Source organism: Nocardia sp. NPDC019219 (genome assembly GCF_040632645.1).
Taxonomy (GTDB): Bacteria; Actinomycetota; Actinomycetes; order Mycobacteriales; family Mycobacteriaceae; genus Nocardia; species Nocardia sputorum.
Genome location: NZ_JBEYCG010000016.1, coordinates 155,195 through 179,018 on the forward strand (window position 1 = coordinate 155,195; position 23,824 = coordinate 179,018).

Sequence of the window (23,824 nt, forward strand, 5' to 3'; positions counted from 1 at the left end):
CGTACCCGCGGCGTGAGCGACGCGCCCGGAGGCGGTAGCAGAGCGTAACCACGCAGGGCGCCGGGAGCGCCGCAAAAAGACACAGGAGAACACCACAATGCCCAAGCCCAAGAAGGGTGCCCGCTTCGGCGGGTCGGCGTCGCACCAGAAGGCGATCTTCGCCAATCTGGCCACGGCGCTCTTCGAGCACGGCCGGATCACCACCACCGAGGCCAAGGCCAAGGCCGTGCGTCCCTACGCGGAGAAGCTGATCACCAAGGCGAAGGGCGGCACCCTGGCCGACCGTCGCGAGGTGCTGAAGGTGATCCGCAACAAGAACGTCGTGCACGAGCTCTTCGCTCAGATCGGCCCGTCGTTCGAGGGGCGCGAGGGTGGCTACACGCGCATCACCAAGACGCTGCCGCGTAAGGGTGACAACGCGCCGATGGCGATCATCGAGCTGGTCCGGGAGAAGACCGTGACCAACGAGGCCGATCGCGCTCGCCGCGTCGCCGCGTCGAAGAAGGCGGAGGAGGCTCCGGCCGCCGAGGTCGTCGAGGCGCAGGCCGACGAGGCCACCGCCGAGACCGCCGAGGCCGAGGCTCCGGCTGCCGACGAGGCCGTCGAGGACAAGAAGGACGCCTGACGCTGAGCGTCGGAGTTCGCGCACGAGCCCGCCACCCGCACTGGGTCGGCGGGCTCGTTCGTTTCGACCAGAGGATCATGTGACCGTGGAGGTATCGATGCCGGACCGGCCGCGCGCGGACGCGCCGGGCGAACCCGAGTCGTCGCGGGTCCGGGTGCGGCTGGACATCGCCTACGACGGCACGGATTTCCTCGGCTGGGCCAGCCAGCCCGGGCTGCGCACCGTGCAGGGCGTGCTGGAGGACGCGCTGAGCAAAGTGTTCCGCGAGCCGATCCAGCTGACCGTGGCGGGCCGGACGGACGCGGGGGTGCACGCCGAGGGACAGGTCGCGCATTTCGACACGTCCGGCGAACTGGACCCGGGAAAACTGGTGCACCGGATGGCGCGATTCCTGCCGAAGGACGTGCGGATCAAGCGGGCCGCCCCGGCCGCACCGGAGTTCGACGCCCGGTTCTCCGCCGTCCGCCGCCACTACGCCTATCGGTTGACCACCGCGCCGTACGGGGCCGAGCCGCTGCACGCGCGCAGCGTGGTCGCCTGCCGATCCGACGTCGATGTCGACGCCATGCGGGTGGCTTCGCGAAAGTTGCTGGGGCTGCACAACTTCGCCGCGTTCTGCCGACGCAGGGAAGGCGCGACGACGGTCCGGGAGTTGCAGCGCTTCGACTGGGTGCGCGACGGCGATCTGCTGGTCGCCTACGTCAGCGCCGACGCGTTCTGCTGGTCGATGGTGCGCAGCCTGGTCGGTGCGGTCCTGGCCGTCGGCGAGGGGCGGCGCACACCGGAATGGGTGAGCGATCTGTTGCGGGAGACGGAGCGTTCCAGTTCGGTCACCGTCGCGCCCGCACACGGTTTGAGCCTGATCGGCGTCGACTACCCGGCCGACGAAGAACTCGCCGCCCGCAACGCGCAGACACGGGAGATGCGGTCGGTTCCGGTTGCGGGCGGAGGTTGTTGCGGCGATTGAGGACGTCCGTGGACTACCCGCACCCGTGCGTGGGTGCGGGTAGCGGCACGGTCACTTCGACGACTGCGGATATTGCTGCTGCGACTGCCCCGGCTGCTGACTCTGTTCCTGCTGCGTCGGCGACATCTGCCCGGACCGGCTCGATTGCGCTTCGATGGTCCTCGGTTCCTGGGACGCCCCGGAGATCTGGATGCGGCGCGGCTTCGCCCGCTCCGCGATGGGGATCGTCACGGACAGCACGCCGTTGTTGTAGGTCGCGCTGATGTTCTCGACGTCGACGTTCTCCCCGAGGGACATCTGGCGCATGAAGGTGCCCGCGAAGCGTTCCGAGGCGATCCACTGGACGCCTTCCTCGCTAGGCACGGTGCGTTGCGCCCGCAGGGTGAGCGTGCCGTTGTCGACGCTGACGTCGATCGAGCCGGGGTCGACGCCGGGCAGGTCCGCGTTCAAGACGTAGTGATCTCCCGCTTTGAACAGATCCATCGGCATGAATCGCGGTGCGCGTCCGGTTCCGACGCTTTCACCCAGCAATTGGCGGGCGACGGTGTCGATGTCATGGAATGGATCGAATCGAAGCACAGCAATCACCTCCATCTCCTCGTGGTGGCGACCGCCACGGCGGCGGGCGCCGATAGCTGTGCAATAGCCACACTAGCCCTCGGCAATCCGCAGAGCATCGACTCGACGGTTCCGGCAAGCGGGAGATCCGCGGAGCCGGAATAGCCGCCCCCGGGCACGTGTTGGCTCGGGACATGGCATTCGACAGTCTCGGACGGTTCGGAGTGTGGCGGGCGTTCAACGGGTTCAGTCCGGCGGACGCACGGGAATTGGAGCAGCTGGGCTACGGCGCGCTGTGGTTGGGGGCCTCGCCCCCGGCGGATCTGGCAGTGGTCGAACCGCTGCTCGAGGCGACCGAAACGATCACCGTGGCCACCAGCATCGTGAACATCTGGGCGGCGCCCGCGAAGGAGGTCGCCGATTCGTTCCATCGGATCGAGGCGCGTTTCCCCGGCCGGTTCCTGCTCGGCATCGGCGCGGGCCACCCGGAGCACACCGGCGAGTACCGCAAACCGTACGACGCGCTGGCCGAGTACCTCGACGACCTCGACGCCGCGGGAGTACCCGCCGAACGCCGCGCGGTGGCCGCGCTCGGCCCGCGCGTGCTGAAGCTGGCCGCCGAGCGGTCCCTGGGCGCGCTGCCCTACTTCGTGCCCTCGGCGCATACCGCGAAGGCTCGCGAGATCGTCGGCCCGGACGTGCTGGTGGCGACCGAGCACAAGGTGGTGCTGACCGACGACGCCCGCGCGGCGCACACGGTCGCCGACGAGACCGTCGCGTTCTACCTGGGCCTGACCAATTACGTGTCGAACCTGCGCCGGTTCGGCTTCACCGACGCCGACCTCACCGTCCCGCCGGGTGATCGCGTGTTCGACGCCGTCATCGCGCACGGCACGCCGGAGCGGATCGCAGACCGGCTGACCGAACACCTGGACGCGGGCGCCGATCACGTCGCGGTGCAGATCCTCGGCGACAACTACCTCCCGGCGCTGCGCACCCTTGCCCCGCTGCTGACCAAACGGTCCTGAGCGATCCGACGGAATCCTCCGGCCCCCGGCCTCGCGGCCGGGGGCCGGATCTGTTCTCCGATCGTCCTAAGGGACTGTTAGGAAGCCTCGAGAGCCATTCCGTGCGCGTGTGACTGCCGACACACTGATCTGCGACGACGTGATGAGGCGTCGGAGAAGGAGATCTTGTGACTACGACACAGCCCGTGGGCGAGCGCCGGGTGGTCGCGAACGTTTTGCGCGGCTCCATCGGCAATCTCGTCGAGTGGTACGACTGGTATGTCTACGCCGCGTTCAGCGTGTACTTCGCGAAAACGTTCTTTCCTAAGGACGATCCGACCGCGCAGTTGCTGTCCACCGCCGCCGTGTTCGCGGTCGGCTTCCTGATGCGCCCGATCGGCGGCTGGGCGCTGGGCCGGTACGCCGACCGGTTCGGCAGGCGCTCGGCGCTGACCCTGTCGGTGACCGTGATGGCGGCCGGTTCGCTGCTGATCGCGGCGACGCCCGGTTACCAGACCATCGGTCTGGCCGCTCCAGCTCTGCTGCTGGTCGCCCGGCTGTTGCAGGGCCTGTCGGTCGGCGGTGAGTACGCCACCAGTGCGACGTATCTGTCCGAGGTGGCATCCCCGGGCAGGCGCGGGTTCTACTCGAGCTTCCAATACGTGACGCTGGTGGCCGGCCAGCTCGTCGCGTTGGGGGTGCAGATCGTGTTGCAGCAATTCCTCGACGCGGACCAGATGAACGCCTGGGGCTGGCGGATCCCGTTCGTGATCGGCGCCGCCGGTGCGCTGATCGTCATGTGGCTGCGGCGGGGCATGGACGAGTCCGAGCAGTTCCGCGCCGAATCCGGGCAGCACGCGGAGCGCGCAGAGGGCGCGTCGCCAGCCGGAGCGCGGCAGTCGCGTGGTTCGCTGCGTATCCTGCTGCAATACCCTCGCGAGTGTCTGCTGGTGGTCGGGCTGACGCTGGGCGGAACGGTCGCGTTCTACACGTACACGACCTATATGCAGAAGTTCATGATCAACACCTCCGGCATCTCCAAGTCGACCGTCGCGTGGATCAACTTCATCGCACTGCTGGTCTTCGTGGTGTTGCAGCCGCTGGCGGGCGCGCTGTCGGACCGGGTGGGCCGGCGCAAACTGCTGATCTTCTTCGGCGTGGCCGGCACCCTGCTGACCGTGCCGATCATGACGGTGCTCGCGCACACCACCGATCCGGTCGCCGCGTGGGCCCTGATGATGGGCGCTCTGGTGATCATCACGGGATACACCTCGATCAACGCGATCGTGAAGGCCGAGCTGTTCCCCACGAAGATCCGCGCGCTCGGCGTGGGTCTGCCCTACGCGCTGACCGTCGCCATCTTCGGCGGCACGGCGGAGACGATCGCGCTGGCGCTGAAGAAAGGCGGCCACGAATCGCTGTACTTCTGGTACGTCGCGGGCTGCATCGCCGTCTCGCTGGTCACCTACTACTTCATGCGGGAGACCTCGGCCTCGTCGGCGATCGACGCGGCCGAGCCCGCCGCCGGCGCCGATACCGGGCCCGGCGCCGCGGCGGCCGAGCCGGGACGGCCGATGGTCACCGTGCGTGACTGACCGACCGGCACACGCGCCGATCCACCCCCTGTGGGAGGATCGGCGCGTGCGGCTTGCGGTGGTCGAGGACGACGACGGCGTGGGAGACGCGCTGGTCGAAGCGCTCAACGCCCGCGGGTACCGCGCCGAACGCAAGCGTCGCGGCGCGGATCTGCTGATCGCCCATCGCGACTACGACGCGGTGATCCTCGACCTCGGACTGCCCGACGGCGACGGTCTGCACGTGCTGCGCCGGCTGCGCGAGGTGAGCTCGGTTCCGGTGCTGATCCTGACCGCTCGCAGTGACGAGCGCTCGATCGTGCGGGGTCTGCGCGGGGGCGCCGACGACTATCTGGTGAAGCCGCCGCGGATCGCCGAATTGGTCGCGCGGCTGGAGACGGTCGCCAGGCGAGCGGCCGCAGCGGCGCGGCAGGCGCAGTCGGTGGTCGTCACCGGTGACGTGCGGGTCGATCTGGGCGCCCGCGTGGTGGAGGTGGCCGGGGAGCCGGTGTCGCTGACCCAGAAGGAGTTCGAGTTGGTCGAGGCGCTGGTGGAACGGCCGGGGGCGGCGGTGAGCCGCCAGCAGTTGATGGACCGCATCTGGGGTGACGCCTTCGTCGCGGTCTCGCGTTCGCTGGATGTGCACATGACCGGCTTGCGGGCGAAACTCAACCGGCCCGGCCTGATCACCACCATCCGCGGATACGGATACCGGTGGGGGCAGTGAGCACGGTTCGGTGGGCCGGAGGTAGGTCATGCGGCGTCGCCTGCTCGTCGCGCTGACGCTGTTCGCGGCCATCGCGGTGCTGGGCTTCGCGGTCCCGCTGTCGCTGACCGTCGCCACCAGCCGCACCCAGCAGCTGGTGCTGGCGCGCTCCGGGGACGCCGATCGCTTCGCCACCCTCGCGGACAACGCCGTCACCGCCGGGGACAGCCGAGCGCTGGCCGACGAGGTCCTCCGCTATCACGAGCTGTACGGCGACAACGTGCTCGTGGTCGACGCCACCGGCGCGACGACCGTGAACGCGGGCGCGGACGTGGACGATGCCGGCGTCATCGCGGCGGTGGCGGCCGCGCGCCGCAACCAGCGCCCGCACGCGGCGGACAAACTGACGCCGTGGGGCGCGCCGACCATGCTGGTGGCGCGGCCGGTCGGGACCGGTGTGCAGGTGAACGGAGCCGTGGTGATCGAGGCGTCCACCGCCCGCGCCCGGGGCGACATCGCACGGACCTGGGCGATGATCGTGCTCGGCGGCGTCGTCGCGATGGGTCTGTTCGTGCTGCTGGCGGTGACGATCGGCCGCTGGGTGCTGCGGCCGTTGGCGGCGCTGTCGCACGGTGTGGCGGAGTTGACCGCGACACTGCCCAAACCGCGCGCCGACACTGTCGCTCCCGTATCGATCGCGGGACGCTACGGAGGGCCACCGGAGATGCGCGCACTGGCGGAATCCTTCGACGCCATGGCCTTGGCCGTCGCCGATTCGGCCGACGCGCAACGTCAGCTGGTCGCCGACACCGCGCACGCGATGCGCAATCCGCTCGCCGCGCTGACCATTCGCCTGGATTCCCTGGAGCCCGCGATCCCGGCGAGCGCGGCGGGCACCTTTCGCAGCGCGGGCGCCGAGGTCGACCGGCTCACCGCACTGCTCGACGGCCTGCTCAGTCTGGCCGTCGCCGAGACGCCCGCGGCATTCGACGTCACTCACGCCACCGAGGGAGAGAACCAGTGCGACGCCGTGCAGGTGGTGGCCGACCGATTCGACGCCTGGTGCTCGGCGTTCGAGGCGGCCGGACAGGAGCTGCGGGTGGCGCCCGCGGCGGCTCGCGCGGCGACGCTGGGCGGTGCGGTCGACACCGGTAATGCCGCGGGCGAGCACGCCGAAGTCGCGGTCCCAGCCGACGTGCTCGCGCAGATGCTCGATGTACCGCTGAGTAACGCGACGCGCTATGCGGGCGCGGGTGCGCGCGTCGAGCTGATCGTCACAACCGAACCGGGCTGGGTCACGGTGACCGTCCGCGACGACGGCGTCGGTGTTCCCCCCGCCGAGATCGACAAGCTGACCACGCGTTTCTTCCGCGGCTCGTCCGCCGGGACCGGTGGCTCCGGACTGGGCCTGCCGATCGCCGCGGCGTTGGCGCAGGCGCGCGGCGGCGTGCTCACCGTGGCGGCGGTACGTCCGCACGGCCTCGCGGTGACCGTGCGATTGCCGGCGGCGGAGGCTCGATGACCGGCCGGGAACCGATCGGCCGGCGCGGCATCGGGCGGCGCGGCTTTCTCGCGCTGGCCGTCGCGGCAGGTGCCGCGGGGTGCGCGCCGAGCGGCCGGGGCGCCACCGTGCGACTGGCTTCCGGTGAGGTAGGCGGTTTCTATCATGCCTTCGCTGGGTTGCTGGGCTTGGCCGCCGCGGACATCGGAGACGTGCGGATCGAGCGGGTCACCACCTCGGGCTCGCAAGCCAATCTGGCGTTGCTGGCGCGGGGTGAGGTCGATGCCGCGCTCACGCTCGCGGATTCGGTCCGCGACAGTGCCGGTCAGATGTTCGCGCTGGGGCGGGTCTACGAGAACTACCTGCAGTTGGTCGTCCGCTCGGACAGCCCGATCGGTTCGGTCGCGGATCTGCGCGGGACACGAGTGAGCCTGGGCGCGGAGGGATCGGGCGCGGCCTTGACCGGCGAACGGATCCTGCGCGTCGCGGGGCTCGATCCGGGTACCGACGTGGCGATCGTCCATCGGCCCTTGACAGCAGCGGTAGCTGCCCTCGACGCAGGCGACGTCGATGCGCTCTTGTGGGCGGGCGGCGTGCCGACCGCGCTGCTCGCGGTGCCGAGCCGAATGCGGCTGGTGGACATGGGTGAACTGGCCACGCCGATGCGAGAGCTGTTCGGGCCGGTGTACGACCGGGTCGCGATCCCCGCGGACGCCTATCCGGGCGGTGCCGCGGTGCACACCATCGGAGTGGCGAATCTGCTGCTCGCCGCGGGCGGCATGCCCGACGAGGTGGCCGCTTCGATCATCGAACTGCTGGTGTGGCACGCCGACGCGCTGGTGCCCACCGAGGCGGCGGGCACCCAGTTCCTCGACGGCCGGTCGCTGATCAGCACCGGGTCGATTCCGCTACACCCGGGCGCGGCCGCGGTCTACCGCCGCTGGCACGGGTAGTCGCGTCAGGACCGGACCAAGCGGGCGATGGCGTCGGTGGCCTCCTTGATCTTGGCTTCCGCCTCCGGGCCGCCCGCGACGGCCGCGTCCACCACGCAGTGGCTGATGTGGTCCTCGAGCAGGCCCATCGCCACCGCTTGCAGGGCTTTGGTCATGGCCGAGACCTGGGTGAGGATGTCGATGCAGTACTTCTCCTCCTCGACCATCCGCTGCAGACCGCGGGCCTGGCCCTCGATGCGCCGCAGCCGCTTGAGGTAGTCGTCCTTGGCGGTGATGTAGCCGTGCGCGGCGTGGTCGCCCGCCGTGTGGTCGTGGGGGGAATCTGCCACCGATGTCTCCTCGCTGCCTGCCGGTCGCCAGAACCGGATTCATACCCCCCTAGGGTACAGCTACCGGGTCGTCTTGTCAGGTCCGGCGGCCTGACGACGGCGCGGACCCGGTATGTGAGCAGCCTCGGGGCCGCCACGGAAGCAGGGTAACGCGGATCCCGGCGCGCGACCGCCGTCGCGGGACGAGACAATTGGACCTATGAGTTCGCACCCTCGGCCCGCGCTCGCCGTCATCGGCGGCAGCGGCTTCTACGATTTCTTCGACAACGAGGCGACCACCGTCGAGGTCGAGACCCCCTATGGCGCCCCGAGTGCCGGTATCGCCGTCGGAGAGGTCGAGGGCAGGCCGGTGGCGTTCTTGCCGCGCCACGGCAAGAACCACGAATTCGCACCGCACACCCTGCCCTACCGGGCCAACCTGTGGGCCCTGCGATCACTGGGCGTGCGCCGCGTCTTCGCGCCCTGCGCCGTCGGCAGCCTGCGGGCGGACTGGGGCCCGGGCACGGTCGCGGTGCCGGATCAGCTGGTCGACCGGACCTCCGGTCGCCCGCAGACCTACTTCGACGGCGGCGGCATCCACGTATCCTTCGCCGACCCGTACTGCGAGGAGCTGCGCGCGGCCGCCATCAAGGCCCAGTCCGACGCACTGCACATGATGCACGCGGCCACCATGGTCGTCGTCGAGGGCCCGCGCTTCTCCACCCGCGCCGAGAGCCGGTGGTTCGCCGCGCAGGGCTGGGAACTGGTGAACATGACCGGCCACCCGGAAGCGGTGCTCGCCCGCGAACTCGAGATGTGCTACGCCGCCGTGGCTCTGGTGACCGATCTGGACGCCGGTCTGGAAGAGGGCGAGGGAGTGCACGCCGTCGACGTGTTCGCCGAGTTCAAGCGCAATCTCACGCCGTTCAAGGAGCTCATCCGCCGCGCGGTGGCCGCGGTGGACGCCACCGACACGTGCGACCGGTGCCGCGTCCACGCGGGAGTGTCGCTGCCGTTCGAGCTGCCCTGAGTTCGATGCGGGTGCGGCCGGTCCCGCGTGCGGCGGCACCGAGACCTGCTCGATCAGCCGCAACGACTGGGGTCGGCCGGCTGTGCGTGCTCAGGCATGCGGCCATGTCGAACTCATGGTGCTCCGGCCGAGGTATTCGGTGCACCTGGGGGAGGTGGATCGAGGGAAGCGCGCCGGTGGGCGAGGACGGATGGGGCACGGGTTAGGCTCGCGCGGTGGATACCCCGTTGCGGCTCGAGGTCATCGTGGCCAGTGTGCGTCCGGAGCGGTTCGCGCCGGTGGTCGCGGACTGGTTCCTGCGCACCGTGCGCGACCATACCGAATTCGACACGGGCCTTATCGATCTCGCGCACACACCGTTGCCCGTGGACCTCACCGAGAACGAGGAGACCGCGGCTTATCGCGCGCGTCTGCGGAATGCCGACGCATTCGTCGTCGTCACCTCGGAGTACAACCACGGCTATCCGGCGTCGCTGAAGACTGCGTTCGACACCGCGAAACACGAGTGGCGTGCGAAACCTATCGGCTTCGTCTCCTACGGGGGCCTCTCCGGTGGCCTGCGTGCGGTGGAACAGCTGCGTCAGGTCGTCGCGGAGATCCATATGGTCTCCGTCCGCGAGACGGTCAGCTTCCATCAGGCCAAGAAGCGGTTCGACGAGACGGGAGAGACCCGCGACGGCGCCGCGATCGACGCGGCGGAACGAATGCTCCGTCAATTGGCCTGGTGGGGACGCACATTACGAGCGGCGAGGACGGATGACCCGTACCCCGGATAGACCCGCCGCGACAAGCGGGCCCTTCCATCGGACAGGGCGCTCATACGCCATCGACAATCGCGTCACCGTATACGATTTCGCGAAGTGCCTGCGGCGCCGGGCATTCCGTCGGCCGTTGAGCCGGCGGCCGACGGGAGGCCTGCAGAGAACCGCGTAAACGGATCCTCGTAACGTGCACCGACGATTACCAGTTCGCCGAATACACGTACGAGAACCGCTCCTTGTCCGGCTGTTGACGATAGCAACGGCTGATGGACGGATGCTTGCCCTTCAGCTCCGAGCGCGCTGCCTCGCAGTCTTTCGCGGTCTTGCACGAGACCCCGAAACCACCGGTATGACAACTCGACGGCAGCGCACTCGCGACGCCCGGATTCAGCACCGCCGAAGCGACGCCCGCGGCCAACAATGACGTGAACACATAGGCCGACAGCCTCATGAATTTCCCCTCCTGGAACTCCCAACCAGGACGGCCCGTACCGAGCCGCCGCGCCAGACGTTAGCTTCACGATCTCGAAACCGTCAACCCGACGACGACGCGCTTGCTCGCGCGGCTGCGTTCTATTGCGGCTGCATAGCCCGGCGTCCACGCGGCTGGCCGATGTAGGTGGCCTCGGCGGGGATCGACACCAGCGTGAGGTCGACCTGTGCCGTCCCGGTGCGCAGCACCACGTGGTTGCCGATCGCGCCGGGCTGATGGATGGCCAGGTCGGGTCGGCTGGCGGGCCAGCCCATCGGATCGCCCGTCACGTAGATGGTGGTGACACCCGCGTGCGGAGCGGGTGCGAGCACGCCGTCTACCACCGTGGCGGTGAAACCCGCGTCGGACTGGTGGGTTTCGACCGCGATGGTCAGCCGCTCCGGATTGCCGATCGTGGTGACCAGGTTCTCCCATGCCCGCGCCCGGTCGGTGCGAATGAGAATCCGTTCACCGACCGCGAGCGCGCGGAAGACCAACTGCTGCGCCAGATACAGCTCGCCCGCGACATACACCGTCGAGATGCCCGCGCCCACGATACGGACCGCGACGCCGTTTCCTTCGTCGTCCGATCCGATCAACTGGCCGCAGCCGGAGGAGGGCAGATGCAGATCGTCGACGATGTCGATGAGGTGCTCGATCATCGGGACGGTGTCGTCCACGCCCGGAACCGCGATGGGCAGATGGGCCAGCAGGCTGTCGCGGTGGCGTCCGTTCATCGAGATCATGCCCGGAAGTTCGGAGCGTTCCGGCAGCTCTCGCGCGGTCAGGCGCCAGGCGGCGCCGATGCTCACCGAGGCTGCCGAACTGCCGGGACGCAACCGCACCGCCACCGTCGTGCCGCGCGAAGGCGCCACCCACAGCTGCGCGAGCAAGTCGGATTCCAGCCGTTTGGGATCCAGTGCGCTGCCGACGTTCACGCTGTTGCCGATCTCGGCGTAGCGCCAGCGGTGTTCGAGCGTGCGCGGGTCGTAGCCGCTGGTGATCTGCAGGACCGCCTGGCGGATCTCGGGTGCGGTCAGGATGCGGGCGTTGCAGTCGGCGTCCTCCAGCGTGCGCATGATCCGCTGGGTGGCGATGGTGACCGCGCGCGAGGCGCCTTCGGCTCCTCCGCCGCGCCGGTCCGCGGCCTCCGGGCAGGCCACCGCGTCGAAGCTGATCGCCAGCCACACCGTGCGATGAGCGGTGGCGGGCAGCGGGCCGAGCAGCGATTCGTAGATCTTGCCCGCGGGTGTGCCGGAGCGGCTGCGGTGCCCGTGGCTGATGATGTCGATGCCGCTGAGCAGGATGTCGTGCTGGTTCAGGCATTTCGCCAGCTCGGCGAGCGGAAGCAGGTGCGAGGCGTGCACCGTGGTGCGGGCGATCCTGGTCAGTCCGCCGGGCGGGGGCAGCACCTCGACCACCGTCACCACGCGGCTGCCGTCCCAGAACAGGCCGAGCGAACGTCCGTCCGCGCCGCGGAAGTCGACGGTGTCGCCGATCTCGTAGTCACGGTGGGTCAGGTAGCGCCACCAGGTGGCGACCCAGTCCAGCGGGGTGCGTTTGGCGACGGGAATCAGCGGGATCAGCCCGACGACCACCGCGACGCCGAACGCGGCGAGACCCGGCAGGCCGGCGAACAGCGCGACAACCGCGGCGAGCAACCCGATGACTTGCGCGATCAGCAGGTTCTGCATCGAGACGCGCCCGAAGAGCGGTCGTGGTCCCGCGCCTGCCGGTTCCGCCATCGTCGTCCCCCAAGTACCCAATGTCGGCCGGTGCGCTGTGGCCGAGCTGAACAAACGTCCTCGGGAACTGTACTGTGTTCGGCGAACGTGAGCACTGTTCGGGGGAGGAATAATGCCTTCAAAACCCACCACACGCTGGCAGGTGAGCGGCTACCGCTTTCTGGTCCGGCGAATGGAGCACGCCTTGGTGCGCCGGGACGTGCGAATGCTGCACGACCCCATGCGTTCCCAGTCCCGCGCGTACGCGGCCGGGCTGATCCTGGCGTGCGTCGTGCTGGCCGGGTGCGGCGTGCTCGCGTTGCTGCGTCCGCAGGGCAAGATCGGCGACGACAACAAGATCCTGATCGGCAAGGACTCCGGCGCCGTCTACGTGGTGCTCGACGACGTGGTGCACCCGGCCCTCAACCTCGCCTCCGCCCGCCTGGCCGCGGGCGAGGCGGCCAAGCCCGCGACCGTGAAGGAGTCCGAGCTCGGAAAGAAGCCGCGCGGCCAATTGATCGGCATCCCAGGCGCTCCCGGCTCGCTGCACTTCGACAAGGAGGGCGAGGGGCGCGCCTGGACGGTGTGTGATTCGTTGAAGACGGACGGCACCGACGACCGCAGCACCTCCGTCCTCATCGGCGACCCGGAACTCGGTGACAAGGCTTCGGCGACAGGTCGGGACAAGGCGCTGCTGGTGAAGGGCAAGGACGCGACGTACCTCGTCTGGAACAAGACACGCGCTCGGGTGGACATGAACGAGCCGGCCGTCACAGGCGCCCTGGGAATCCGCGGCATGACCCCGCGCCCGATCAGTGAGGGTCTGTTGAACGCGATTCCCGAGGTGGACGCGATCGTCCCGCCGAGGATCGATGATCCGGGCGGGCAGCCCAGCTACTCGATCAATGGCCTGCGAATCGGCACCGTCGTCCAGGTGGCAGGCAAGTCGAACCAGAACTTCGTCATCCTGCACAACGGCTTGCAGCCCATCAGCCCGTTCACGGCAGAAGTCATCCGCAGCTCGCAGCGCAACCCGGATCACGGCGCCGCTATCGGTGACTTCGAGCAGACGCATGCGCCGCAGTCCAGAGCGTTGAAGGTCGACACCTATCCCGAGGTGGCGCCGACCATCATCCAGCCCACCGCTCGACCGGTGAGTTGCCTGTCCTGGAAACCGATTCCGGGAGTCGCGAGCAATACCGACGTCGCCGTACGTGCGGAGCTCACCCTCATCGACGGCAGCGACCTGCCGATGTCCAGCAGCGCCAAGCTGGTTCCGCTCGCTCAGGCCGACGGAAGGGGCGACAACGTGGATTCCGTGTACTTCAAGCCCGGCTCGGGCGCCTTCGTCCAAACCACCGGCATCGAACCGGACAGCCGCCGCAAGGACAGCATGTTCTACATCGCCGACACCGGTGTCCGCTTCGGCATCAGAGACAACGACGCCGCGAAAGCGCTCGGCATGGACAAGGAATCGGGCGTGACTCCGGAACCCGCGCCCTGGCCGATTGTCGGGCTGCTCGCGAGCGGACCCACCCTGAGCCGCGAGGCCGCCATGGTCGCCCACGACGGCGTCGCCCCGGACCCGGCCCCCGCCAAACAACCGGTCGCCTCGGCCAAATAACCGGAGGACAGCTGAGTTCCATGGCGCATGGACACTTGTCGGCGCGAACAGTACTGCCACGTGCCGTTCATCATGTGTCGCTGCGTGGCGGCGCTGACCTGGGAAGCTGGTTACCCAAAATATTTTGAAGATCGAGGGAACCGATCTTCGATGGGGCGCGTCTATAGAAATGACAGGCAAAGTCTGCATCAAGGGCATCGGAGGTTGAGGGTCGTCATCCCCACCCTCGGAAGCCGCATAACATGCGGATTTTGCATCGCGCATCGAGCGCGATGTCAGTGTTGTACACAACCAGGAGGGGAAGTCACGTGTCCTACACTCGCCACACAATCGCTGCAGCCGCGATTTGCTTGCCGCCTTTGGCGCCGGTGCGGTCGGTACCGCGCCGATAGCGGCAGCCCGGTTTCTGGCGTCGTCAAGGAAGCGCCGTCTCCGGCTCAGCTGTCTCCTGAAGAGCAAGAGGCCGTCGATAACAAGAACGCGGGTCGTCCCTACGATCAGGCGGCGTACAACCGTGCTATGCAGAAGATCAAGCAGGCGGAAAAGTACAACGGGGATAGGAACAAGCAGAAGCGCAACCGCCGATAAGGTCTGAGGTCTAGAGGAGAAAGCCATGGCAGGCGATCAGTATCAAATAAATCACTTCTCGCAATCGAACCCGGCCGGTCCAGGGCAGGGGGACGTTGTGAAACTGCTTCGGACAGTGGCAGATTCGATCGAACAGCTCGGAGACGTCTCCATCCAGGACCTGGTCCTGCACAACGAGATCACGTCCGAAGGTGCGTGGCCTTCGATCACCGTCTATTACAGCGGCAACTAGGTACTCGGGCCGGTGCGGCCGTGACATCGAAATCACAACATCGCGAAAGCGCCACTCCTTCGGCAACGGAGCATCTGTACTTTTACGAATTCTGGTAGTTCAACTCGGGTCGTCGAGCTCAGCGGTTTCTTCGCTGGGCTTATCGGAAGGTGAAGGAACACATGAAGTCTAGGCGTGTAGTCGTGTCGGGAATCGGTACCTTGGTCGTTGTAAGCGCTGGCTGGACCGGAATGGCGGGTGCTGCCAATGCAGAGCCTGTCACGGGCGACGGTATGACCAAGTCGCACTGCGAACAGGTCAAGGATGAGCTGAGCCGCAAGGATCCCGAAAACGAGGCCGAACGTCGGCGTAGGCGTGAGGAACCGACATCGACATCACCATCGTGGGCGCCGTTCTATAGCTGTAAGAAGGGGCAGAACGGATATTATGTCGACAAGATCTATGTCGGCTGAGCAATCTTCCTCGGTGAACTGAATTGCAGACTTGCATCACCTGAGACGGACTGCGCCAGTGCGTATTTCGGTTGAGGTGATGTGGCTGTTGTAGGAACTGTGGCCCGTCGAACGACGGGCCACAGTTGTTTCGACGGTGCGGTGAGCGGATCTTCCTCAGTCTTCGCGGACGCCGAGCCGGCGCCGGATTGGGAAGGAGGCGAGCATGCCCAGGACCAGCAGTGCCGCGACGCTGCCGCTGCCGATCAGCGCCACGTTGCGGGCGCGGTTGTCGGGCGGCGGAGCTGGTGACGGCACCTGCAATTGGACGCTTCGGGCTGCCGCGGGTCGTTTCGGCGGAAGTGTTCTCGGGACCTCGGCGGTCAGCGCGGCGATCGGATCGATCGCACCGTAACCGATATAGGGGTTCCAGCCTTCGCCTGGTGCGTGGGCGGTCGCCTGGATACGTCTGATCACGTCCGGGGCTCTGAGTTCCGGAAAACGAGCGCGCACCAAGGCGACCACTCCGGACACATACGGTGCTGCGAAGCTCGTTCCCTTCAGCGGTACGAGGCTCTGGTTGACGTACTTGCCCGAGATGGTGCCGGTTCCACGCGGATCCAGCGAGACGATGTCCTCGCCGGGTGCGGCCACGCCGACCCAAGGTCCCGGCACGGTGAAACTCGATGGCAGGCCATTCTGGTCGATCGAACCGACGGAGAGAACGTACTCGTCGTAACGCGCGGGCGTGACGTTGGTGGTCACGTTGTTCCACGGATCGCCATTCGGATTCAGCGGGTCGATCCCCGGATTGCTCGCCTTACACTTGTCGTCGGTATTGCCCGCGGCGGCCACCACAACGGCGTCCATTTCGAGGGTGGCGTAACGCACTGCGGCGCCGACCGCGCCATCGCCGAAGCTCACACCATTGGGCATGCACGAGACGAGCGAAATGTTGATGACCGACGCGTGCCGGTCGGCGGCACGCCGGATCGCGGCGGCGAGTGCCTCGACCCTGCCGTACCCATTTGGGGGATCTTCCGGCTTCCTGTCCTGCCGGTTCGCGTAGTCGTACAGCGCGCTGGTCTGGCGAATCGATAGAATTCGCGCTTCCGGCGCCACACCCGAGAATCCTTGTCCAGCCTGTGGCTTGGCGGCGATGATTCCGGCGACGACGGTGCCGTGCGCATCACAGTCCTCGCTGACCCCGTCGCCGCCGTCGGCCACGTAGTCGCCGCCCGCCTCCAAGTCGGGCAGGCGAGGATGACGAGCGACGCCGGTATCGATCACCGCGACGAGTTGGCCCTCACCCCGGGAGAATTCCCATGCGTGCGGCAGGTCGAGCGAGCGCTGCGGGGCGGGAGGGGCGGGACCGTCGCCGCCCTGCTGGGTCGAATAACAGGGCGTATTACCTGGACGCTCGGTCTTGTCGAGCGGCCGTGCGGGATCCCCTGCGGGCAATTGTCCGGGATCCACCGGCGGCGGGCGGTCGGCGTAGGCGACGCCTTGGCTCGCACCTACTCCGAACGACACGCTCAGCGACAGCACCGCTGCGGCTGCACCGGTGCGCAGTGCCCGGTTCACAGCCCGCGGACGATGGCGTAGAGGTCCGCTACCCAGAAGACCAGCGGCAGGACCGCGGCGACGAACGTGTACTCGAGCAGTTCGACGCCGCGGCGCATCGGTGGGGTGGCCGACTGGTTGGGGATGATGATGCCGAGGATCAGCGCCGCGACCAAGACCACCATCGCCGCGCCGAAGACGGCCAGCGGCTGGTGCATCGCGAAACCGGCGCCCACCAGCATGATCAGCACGATGCCCGCGCCGCCCGCGATGAGCACGACGGCTTGCTCCGCGCCCGCGTAGGTGCGGCTGCGGAACATCAGCACCGCCGCGCAGACCAGGGCGAGCGCGATGCCGGGCCAGTACGGGTCGTCGGCGGCCGGATCGGTGGCGGCGAGTGCGCCCGCGGCGGTGACCAGCGTGGTCGCCGCGACCAGTCCGGCGAGGTACATGCGGGCGCGTTCCGACTTCACCCGCAGCACCTCCATGGTCGGCAGCGCGCGATGATCGTCCGGATCGTCCTCGGTCGGATCGATGGGGGTGCCCGGCGAAGGCACCGGCGGCAGCGGCAGTTTCGCCAGCAGCATGGACACCCGTGGGGCCAGGGAGAGTCCGGCGAGGCCGAGCGCAGCAGCGCCCGCGCCGATCGCCCGCTCCGGCTGGTCGGTGAGCAGGCCCACCAGCGCCGCGGGCGCCGCGTACGTGGCCAGCGTGGCCACGCCGATGAACAACGCCAGGCCGACGCCGGTGACCCGCCAGGCCAGGATCGCCGTCGCGCCCGCGAGAACCGAGGCGAGCAGGACGTGCGCCCAGCCGTACTCATCCGGCACGTAGAGCATGCCCGCGCTGAACGCCGCCGGCAGCGCGCAGCCGCCGAGCACCAGTGCGGTGCCGGTGTCGCCGTACATCCTGCTCAGCACCATCGCGGACACGACGAGCAGGATCACGACCACCAGCGCGATCGACCCGCCCACCGCGATCGGCAGCGAGCCGGGCGACAGCAGCAGGCCGAGGCAGCCGACGATCATGGTGAGCGCCGCGAGCACCGAGCCCGTGATCCGCGCGACGCGCGGGGTCCAGCTGCGGTAGTGGTCGGTGTCGGCGATCGCGACGTTGTACATGATGTCGTCGAACAGCGGTGTCGGCGCGGTGTGCGAGGCGCTTTCCAGCATCAGCAGTTCGCCGTCGCGGACGCCGTGCTCGCCGAGACTGAGCGAGTTGGAGAAGGGCGGATGACCGATCCGGGCCAGCACCCACTCCGCGGGTTCGTAACGCTCGCCCTCGTTGTCGAAGTCGTTGGTGCGGCTGTGCTGGGCGACCATGTCGACCACGCTCGGAATCACCAGCGCGACCGGCACGTCGACCGGTATGGCCATGTCGACCTGAGTGTGCTTGGCCAGAATCGTCACCCGCGCGAGGTCGGGTGCGCGGACGATGCCGCGCGAGGATTCTTCGTCGATGTGGTCAAGGCGCGCGTGCGTCAAGCTTCCCCCAACTCGGTCTTCTACCTCGTGATTCCACGGCTCAGCAGGCCGGGGGCGAGCTTGCGAACCCACGGTCCGGGCAGCAGAATGCTGGTCGAACTGTACGACATGTCGGCTGTGACCTCTACACTGAGGCCGGATCACAGCTGGCCGAAGGGGGAATCTCGTCGATGAGCACTGTCCGCTTCCAGCGCCGTGCGCGCCGCGAGATGCCTCGAACGCCCGGCGGCGAGGTCACGCTGCAGCCCCCGCCCGAAATCCCCCGGGTCACACCGGGAAACCTGGTGCTCAAGCTGATGCCGGTCGTGATGGTGATCGGCATGGTCGGCATGATGGCCCTGCTGTTCACCCAGGGTGGGGGTATCGCCTCGAACCCCATGAGCATGATGTTCCCGCTCATGATGCTGTTCTCCATGGTCGGCATGTTCGCCGGGCAGGGCGGGGGCAAGGGGCAGAAGGCCGCCGAGGCCAACGAGGACCGCAAGGACTACCTGCGTTACCTCGATCAGGTCCGCAAGGACGTCAACGAGACCGCTGCGCAGCAGCGCGCTTCCGTCGAATGGAGCCACCCGGAGCCGGGCCTGGTCTGGATGCTCGCGGGCACCAGCCGCATGTGGGAACGCCGCGCGGGGGACAAGGACTTCTGCCACGCCCGCATCGGTCTCGGCGGGCAGCGCCTGGCCACCAGGCTGGTCGCCCCGGAGACCGGCCCGGTCGAAGAACTCGAGCCGATCGCCGCCGTCTCGCTGCGCCGCTTCGTGCGCGCCCATTCCACCGTGCCCGACCTGCCGACCGCCATCGCGGTCAAGGGTTTCGCCACCATCGCGCTGGACGGCGACCGCGGCCAAGCGCGCGACATGACCCGCGCGATGCTGGTGCAGCTGTGCATGTTCCAGGCGCCGGACCAGGTGCTCGTCGCGGTTGTCTGCGGGCCGGATACGGCGCCGGAGTGGGAGTGGACCAAGTGGCTCCCGCACACCCAGCACCCCGATACGCAGGACGGCATCGGGACCCAGCGCATGTTCTACGGCTCGATCCGGGAGGCCATGGCGGGGTTGCATCCGTTGCTCGGCAACCGGGTCCGGTACTCGCGCAACCAGCCCGCCAACGCCAACATGGTGCACATCGTCATCGTGGTCGACGGCGGCCTGCTCGAGGCCGAGGACGATCAGCTGCGTGAGTCCGGCTACGAGGGCGTCACCATCATCGACCTGTGCGGTTACGCGCCGCGCCTGGCGGTGTCGCGCGGGATCAAGATGATCGTCGAGAACGGCGAATGCGTCGGCCGCGGTGCCACCGGCAATCAGGAGCGGTTCGCGCTGATCGACCGGATCAGCCCGGAGCAGGCGCAGCAGGTCGCGCGCAGGCTCGCGCCCTATCGCGCGGCCACGCAGCGCAGCAGCGACGTGGAAACCGACGACTCCGAGGTGATCTCGACCTGGGCGCAGCTGATGGGCCTCGGCGACATCGGCACGTTCAACCCGGAGCACGCCTGGCGGCCGCGCTACGGACGGGAACGCCTGCGCGTCCCGTTCGGCGTGGGCGCCGACGGCCTTCCGGTGGAACTGGATATCAAGGAGGCGGCTGAGAACGGCATGGGCCCGCACGGCCTCTGCATCGGCGCCACCGGCTCCGGCAAGTCGGAGTTCCTGCGCACCCTGGTGCTCAGCCTGCTGGCCACACACTCGCCCGACCAGCTGAACCTGGTGCTGGTCGACTTCAAGGGCGGCGCGACGTTCCTGGGCCTGGAAGGGGTTCCGCACGTCGCGGCCGTCATCACCAACCTGGAGGAAGAGGCCGATCTGGTCGACCGCATGAAGGACGCCCTGGCCGGCGAGATGAACCGCCGCCAGGAAGTGCTGCGCGCGGCGGGCAACTTCGCCAACGTCTCCGAGTACGAGAAGGCCAGGGCCGCGGGCGCCGACCTGGATCCGCTGCCCGCCTTGTTCGTGGTGCTCGACGAGTTCTCCGAACTGCTCACGCAGCACCCGGATTTCGCCGAGCTGTTCGTCATGATCGGCCGCCTCGGCCGCTCGCTGCACGTGCATCTGCTGCTCGCCTCGCAGCGCCTGGAAGAAGGCAAGCTGAAGGGCCTGGAGGCCCACCTGTCCTACCGCATCGGCCTGAAGACGTTCTCCGCCAACGAGTCTCGCCAGGTGCTCGGTGTGCCCGACGCCTACAACCTGCCGAACAACCCCGGCGGCGGCTATCTGAAGGCGGATTCCGGCGAGATCCAGCGCTTCCAGGCTTCCTATGTCTCCGGCGCGTACGTCGGCGGCGGCTCGCAGCGCGACATGACCGTGGCCACGCAGTCCGGCGAGATCGATGTCCGGGCACGGCCGTTCACCGCGACCCATGTCGACTTCCGCGCCGCGGACCGCGTTCCGCTGCCGCCCGAGCCGAGCCTGGAGCCGGAACAGGACGAGGACGGCGAGCAGCTGTCCAACCTGAACATGCTGGTCTCCCGGATCCGCGGCTACGGCCGTCCAGCGCACGAGATCTGGCTGCCGCCGCTGGACGAGGCGCCGACGCTCGACCAGCTCCTGCCGCGCTCCATCCTCACCGGCGAGTACTCCGCGGTGTCCTCGCTGCGTGCGCCGATCGGGATCGTCGACCGGCCCTACGATCAGCGCCGCGACCCGATGGTCATCGACCTGTCCGGCGCCCGGGGCAATGTCGCGATCGTCGGCGGCCCGCAGTCCGGGAAATCGACCGCGCTGCGCACGCTCATCATGGCGATGTCGTTGACGCACACCGCCGAACAGGTGCAGTTCTACTGCCTCGACTTCGGTGGCGGCACCCTGGCGAGCCTGCAGGGGCTGCCGCACGTCGGCTCGGTCGCGAGCAGGTTGGACGAGGACCAGGTCCGGCGCACCATCGCGGAGATGACCACCATCGTCCGGCAGCGCGAGGCGCGTTTCCGGCAGCTCGGCATCGAGTCGATGACCGACTTCCGCAGGCTGCGGGCGATGGACCCGGCGAGCAGCCCGGGCGCCGCCGGAGTGCACGAGGATCCGTTCGGCGACGTGTTCCTGGTGATCGACGGCTTCAGCTCGATCCGCCAGGACTTCGAGATGCTCGAGCAGACCATCATGAATCTCGCCGTGCAGGGTCTGTCCTACGGCGTGCACGTGGTCATCGCGCTGAATCGCTGGGCGGAGGCGCGGCCCGCGCTCAAGGACCAGATCGGCACCAGGATCGAGCTGCGCCTCGGCGATCCGATGGACTCCGATCTGGGACGCAAGTTCGCCTCGCTGGTTCCGCAGGGTCGGCCGGGCCGCGGTATGACTCCCGAGTGCCTGCACATGCTCACCGGTCTGCCCCGCATCGACGGCAACTCCGATCCGACCACCCTCACCCAGGCGGTCGCGGACGCGGTCGCCACCATCGCCAGGCTGACGCCGGGCCGGCCTGCGCCGCAGGTGCGCATGCTGCCCGAGCAGCTTCCGCGCGAGCAACTGCTGTATCTGGCGGGCGATTGGCCGTCGCAGGTCGACCCGAACACGAAATGCCTGCGCATCCCGTTCGGCATCAACGAATCCGAGCTCGCCCCGGTCTACATCGACTTCGTGGAGAGCCCCCACTTCATCGTCATCGGCGATACCGAATCGGGAAAGACGACGCTGTTGCGGTCGCTGATCGAGGGCATCGCCGCGTCGAACACCCCCGATCAGGCCCGCTTCATCATCGGCGACTACCGGCGCAGCATGCTCGGCCTCGTCCCGGAGGGGTACCTCGCGGGCTACGGCTCCACGGCGCCGCAGTTCACGCAGAACATGAACGACCTGGCCGCGTACGTCGGCAAGCGCACCCCGGGCCCGGATGTCACGCCGCAGCAGTTGCGGGATCGCTCGTGGTGGAGCGGCCCGGAACTGTACGTCATCGTCGATGACTACGACCTGGTCGCCACGTCCGCGGGCAACCCGGTCCAGGCACTGCTCGAACACCTGCCCCACGCGCGCGACCTCGGCTTCCACGTGATCATCGCGCGGCGTTCCGGCGGTGCCAGCAGGGCGATGTTCGAAGCGACGTTGGCCAGGATGCGAGACCTGGGTTCGGCGGGCTTGATCCTGAGCTGCAGCAAGGACGAGGGCGTCCTGATGGGCACCAAGCGGCCGAGCCCGATGCCACCGGGCCGCGGCACCTACGTCACCCGGAACATGGAGGGCCTGGTGCAGACGGCGTGGATGCCGTCGCCCTGATGTCCGAGGTCGAGCTCGTCATCACCGAGGCGCGGGTCTGGGCCCGCGGCGCCGACACGCACTGGGACGCGCCGCCCACGATCGTGCTGAGCAGCAATGGTTTCGATCTCGTCGTGGGCCAGCCGCCGAATCCGCAGGCCCAGGTCGGCTCGGCGGTCCAGTTCGTGCCCGCCGATGCCATAGCCCTGCCGCCGCGCACCCCTTCGGTGGTGGACGCGATGGGCGCCGTGTTCGCGAGTGTGCTCGAGCACCTCCGCGTCGCGTCCCCGTGTGCCCGGATGACGTTGATCTGTCCCACCGAATGGGGCGCCCGCCGTCGCGGTGTGCTCGAACAGGCGGCGCGCCGCCACGCCGCGGAGGTCCTTTTCGAGGACATCGCGGTGCGCTCGGTCGCGTCGGACGAAGGCACCAGCCACAGCCGACGCACGCTGGTACTGGAATTCGGCACCCTCGCCACCACGGCATCCGCGGTGATCCGGAGCCATCGCGGCGTGCACATCGAGTCCTGTGAGCACGAGCCGACGCTCGCGCTGGCGGAGATCACCGCGGAGTCAACGGGGTTCGCCGATTTGTGCCGGCTGATCGCACGGGTACAGGACAGCGGATCGATCGACCTCGTGCAGGTGGTGAGTATCGCCGACTCGGCGAAATTGGACTTGGTCCGTGCGGCGATCGACCAGACCGTAGGCGCCGATGTCGAGTTGCGTCCAGTCGCCGGAGCCGATCTCGTCCGCGGCCGTCGGCTCGAGCCGAGCGATCGACGCGAGGTGCAGGCCGCGGCCACGGAGTGGATGCAACCGCTTCGGGCGCGCGCCGCTGCCCAGCAGCCCCGGCGTGACAACGTGCGTTTCGCCATCGCCGCGATCGCCGCGGTGGTGGTCGTCGCTCTGCTGGTGGTCGGGGCGGTCACCTTGTCCGGTCGCCGGGACAGCGTTTCCGCGGCGGCCCCCGATACCGAAATGCCATCGATGAGTGCCGTGCCCCCGCCGATCCCCCCGCCGGCTGCGACGGACCCGGAAGCATTCGGTCGCATCCGGTTTCGGATTCCTCCTGGCTGGCGCGTTGCCGCATCGCCGGACAGTGGGCGTGCCCGCGTCGATCTGGTGCCCGAAGCCGCTGCGCGGCAACGCATCACGATCATGCAGTCCCCACTGACGGCGTCGTCCAGCTATGAGCAGGTGGCCACGAAGCTGGAGGCGCAGATCGCGCAGCGCCCCTCCGGGGTGCTGACCGACTTGAGACGCGACGTCATGTTCGGTGGCCGTTCCGGCCTGGCCTATGTGGAACATCCGGGGGACGGATCAACCGTACGATGGCACGTCCTACTGGAGTTCGGGATTCAGGTCAGCATCGGTTGTCAGTATGCGGGAGACGAGTGGGGGCAGTTGGAGGCTCCGTGCTCACACTTCGGAGACACGGTCCGCGTCGTCCCATGATGTGCGGTGCGTCCGCATCTAGGGTTGCTGTAGTACAAGATGATTCGAGCCCCCGGCACCGACGTACCGGGGGCTCGA

The 23,824-nt window shown here is 68.3% G+C and carries 18 protein-coding genes and 1 pseudogene; 13 read left to right on the plus strand and 6 right to left on the minus strand.

Going from position 1 to position 23,824, the window contains the following annotated elements; translation table 11 throughout:
* Positions 1-97: 97 nt before the first annotated feature.
* Together rplQ and truA are read left to right on the plus strand one after the other, a co-directional pair.
* Complete coding sequence (rplQ, locus tag ABZ552_RS26450; RefSeq protein WP_281875502.1) at positions 98-625, plus strand: 50S ribosomal protein L17; 528 nt, start codon at positions 98-100, stop codon at positions 623-625.
* A 97-nt stretch (positions 626-722) separates the two neighbouring features.
* On the plus strand, positions 723-1,592 hold the full coding sequence (truA, locus tag ABZ552_RS26455) for a tRNA pseudouridine(38-40) synthase TruA (protein ID WP_281919455.1): 870 nt from the start codon (positions 723-725) through the stop codon (positions 1,590-1,592).
* A gap of 147 nt (positions 1,593-1,739) precedes the next feature.
* Here the strand turns inward: truA and ABZ552_RS26460 are convergent.
* A pseudogene (locus ABZ552_RS26460) lies at positions 1,740-2,171 on the minus strand (Hsp20/alpha crystallin family protein); the annotation flags it as partial.
* A gap of 173 nt (positions 2,172-2,344) precedes the next feature.
* On the opposite strand from ABZ552_RS26460, the gene ABZ552_RS26465 reads away from it, so the two are divergent.
* The 5 genes from ABZ552_RS26465 to ABZ552_RS26485 all read left to right on the plus strand — a co-directional run bounded on the left by ABZ552_RS26465 (position 2,345) and on the right by ABZ552_RS26485 (position 7,891).
* Positions 2,345-3,178, plus strand: a complete 834-nt coding sequence (locus ABZ552_RS26465; protein WP_281916647.1) for an LLM class F420-dependent oxidoreductase — start codon at positions 2,345-2,347, stop codon at positions 3,176-3,178.
* Between the two features lie 167 nt (positions 3,179-3,345).
* A complete protein-coding gene (locus ABZ552_RS26470; RefSeq protein ID WP_281875498.1) occupies positions 3,346-4,752 on the plus strand; it encodes an MFS transporter in 1,407 nt (468 codons plus the stop codon).
* 46 nt (positions 4,753-4,798) lie between these two features.
* Complete coding sequence (locus ABZ552_RS26475; protein ID WP_281875496.1) at positions 4,799-5,458, plus strand: response regulator transcription factor; 660 nt, start codon at positions 4,799-4,801, stop codon at positions 5,456-5,458.
* A gap of 28 nt (positions 5,459-5,486) precedes the next feature.
* A complete protein-coding gene (locus tag ABZ552_RS26480) occupies positions 5,487-6,959 on the plus strand; it encodes a HAMP domain-containing sensor histidine kinase (RefSeq protein WP_281916649.1) in 1,473 nt (490 codons plus the stop codon).
* A complete protein-coding gene (locus ABZ552_RS26485) occupies positions 6,956-7,891 on the plus strand; it encodes a TAXI family TRAP transporter solute-binding subunit (RefSeq protein WP_357440450.1) in 936 nt (311 codons plus the stop codon). The genes ABZ552_RS26480 and ABZ552_RS26485 overlap by 4 nt, the downstream gene beginning before the upstream one ends.
* Before the next feature lie 5 nt (positions 7,892-7,896).
* On the opposite strand, the gene ABZ552_RS26490 is transcribed toward ABZ552_RS26485, so the two are convergent.
* Positions 7,897-8,220 (minus strand): metal-sensitive transcriptional regulator, encoded by a 324-nt coding sequence (locus ABZ552_RS26490; protein WP_195084603.1) that lies wholly within the window; start codon positions 8,218-8,220, stop codon positions 7,897-7,899.
* 199 nt (positions 8,221-8,419) lie between these two features.
* On the opposite strand from ABZ552_RS26490, the gene ABZ552_RS26495 reads away from it, so the two are divergent.
* Both ABZ552_RS26495 and ABZ552_RS26500 read left to right on the plus strand, forming a co-directional pair.
* A complete protein-coding gene (locus ABZ552_RS26495) occupies positions 8,420-9,229 on the plus strand; it encodes an S-methyl-5'-thioadenosine phosphorylase (RefSeq protein WP_281875493.1) in 810 nt (269 codons plus the stop codon).
* 215 nt (positions 9,230-9,444) lie between these two features.
* Complete coding sequence (locus ABZ552_RS26500) at positions 9,445-10,005, plus strand: NAD(P)H-dependent oxidoreductase (protein WP_357440453.1); 561 nt, start codon at positions 9,445-9,447, stop codon at positions 10,003-10,005.
* 184 nt (positions 10,006-10,189) lie between these two features.
* On the opposite strand, the gene ABZ552_RS26505 is transcribed toward ABZ552_RS26500, so the two are convergent.
* Both ABZ552_RS26505 and eccE read right to left on the minus strand, forming a co-directional pair.
* Entirely contained in the window at positions 10,190-10,441 is a 252-nt protein-coding gene (locus tag ABZ552_RS26505; RefSeq protein WP_357440456.1) for a hypothetical protein, read from the minus strand.
* A gap of 122 nt (positions 10,442-10,563) precedes the next feature.
* The gene (eccE, locus tag ABZ552_RS26510) at positions 10,564-12,207 is read right to left on the minus strand and encodes a type VII secretion protein EccE (RefSeq protein ID WP_357440459.1); all 1,644 of its coding nucleotides are present in this window, start codon (positions 12,205-12,207) and stop codon (positions 10,564-10,566) included.
* A gap of 112 nt (positions 12,208-12,319) precedes the next feature.
* On the opposite strand from eccE, the gene eccB reads away from it, so the two are divergent.
* Positions 12,320-13,810, plus strand: coding sequence for a type VII secretion protein EccB (gene eccB / locus ABZ552_RS26515; RefSeq protein WP_281916652.1), 1,491 nt, complete (start codon positions 12,320-12,322; stop codon positions 13,808-13,810).
* A gap of 1,002 nt (positions 13,811-14,812) precedes the next feature.
* Positions 14,813-15,082, plus strand: coding sequence for a hypothetical protein (locus tag ABZ552_RS26520; RefSeq protein ID WP_281916653.1), 270 nt, complete (start codon positions 14,813-14,815; stop codon positions 15,080-15,082).
* 156 nt (positions 15,083-15,238) lie between these two features.
* On the opposite strand, the gene mycP is transcribed toward ABZ552_RS26520, so the two are convergent.
* The gene (gene mycP / locus ABZ552_RS26525) at positions 15,239-16,645 is read right to left on the minus strand and encodes a type VII secretion-associated serine protease mycosin (protein ID WP_350356427.1); all 1,407 of its coding nucleotides are present in this window, start codon (positions 16,643-16,645) and stop codon (positions 15,239-15,241) included.
* Entirely contained in the window at positions 16,642-18,108 is a 1,467-nt protein-coding gene (gene eccD / locus ABZ552_RS26530) for a type VII secretion integral membrane protein EccD (RefSeq protein WP_357440462.1), read from the minus strand. Before eccD ends, mycP begins: the two co-directional genes overlap by 4 nt.
* Before the next feature lie 170 nt (positions 18,109-18,278).
* On the opposite strand from eccD, the gene eccCa reads away from it, so the two are divergent.
* Entirely contained in the window at positions 18,279-22,310 is a 4,032-nt protein-coding gene (gene eccCa, locus ABZ552_RS26535) for a type VII secretion protein EccCa (protein ID WP_357440465.1), read from the plus strand.
* Positions 22,310-23,746, plus strand: a complete 1,437-nt coding sequence (locus ABZ552_RS26540; protein ID WP_357440468.1) for a type VII secretion-associated protein — start codon at positions 22,310-22,312, stop codon at positions 23,744-23,746. Before eccCa ends, ABZ552_RS26540 begins: the two co-directional genes overlap by 1 nt.
* Positions 23,747-23,824: the final 78 nt, after the last annotated feature.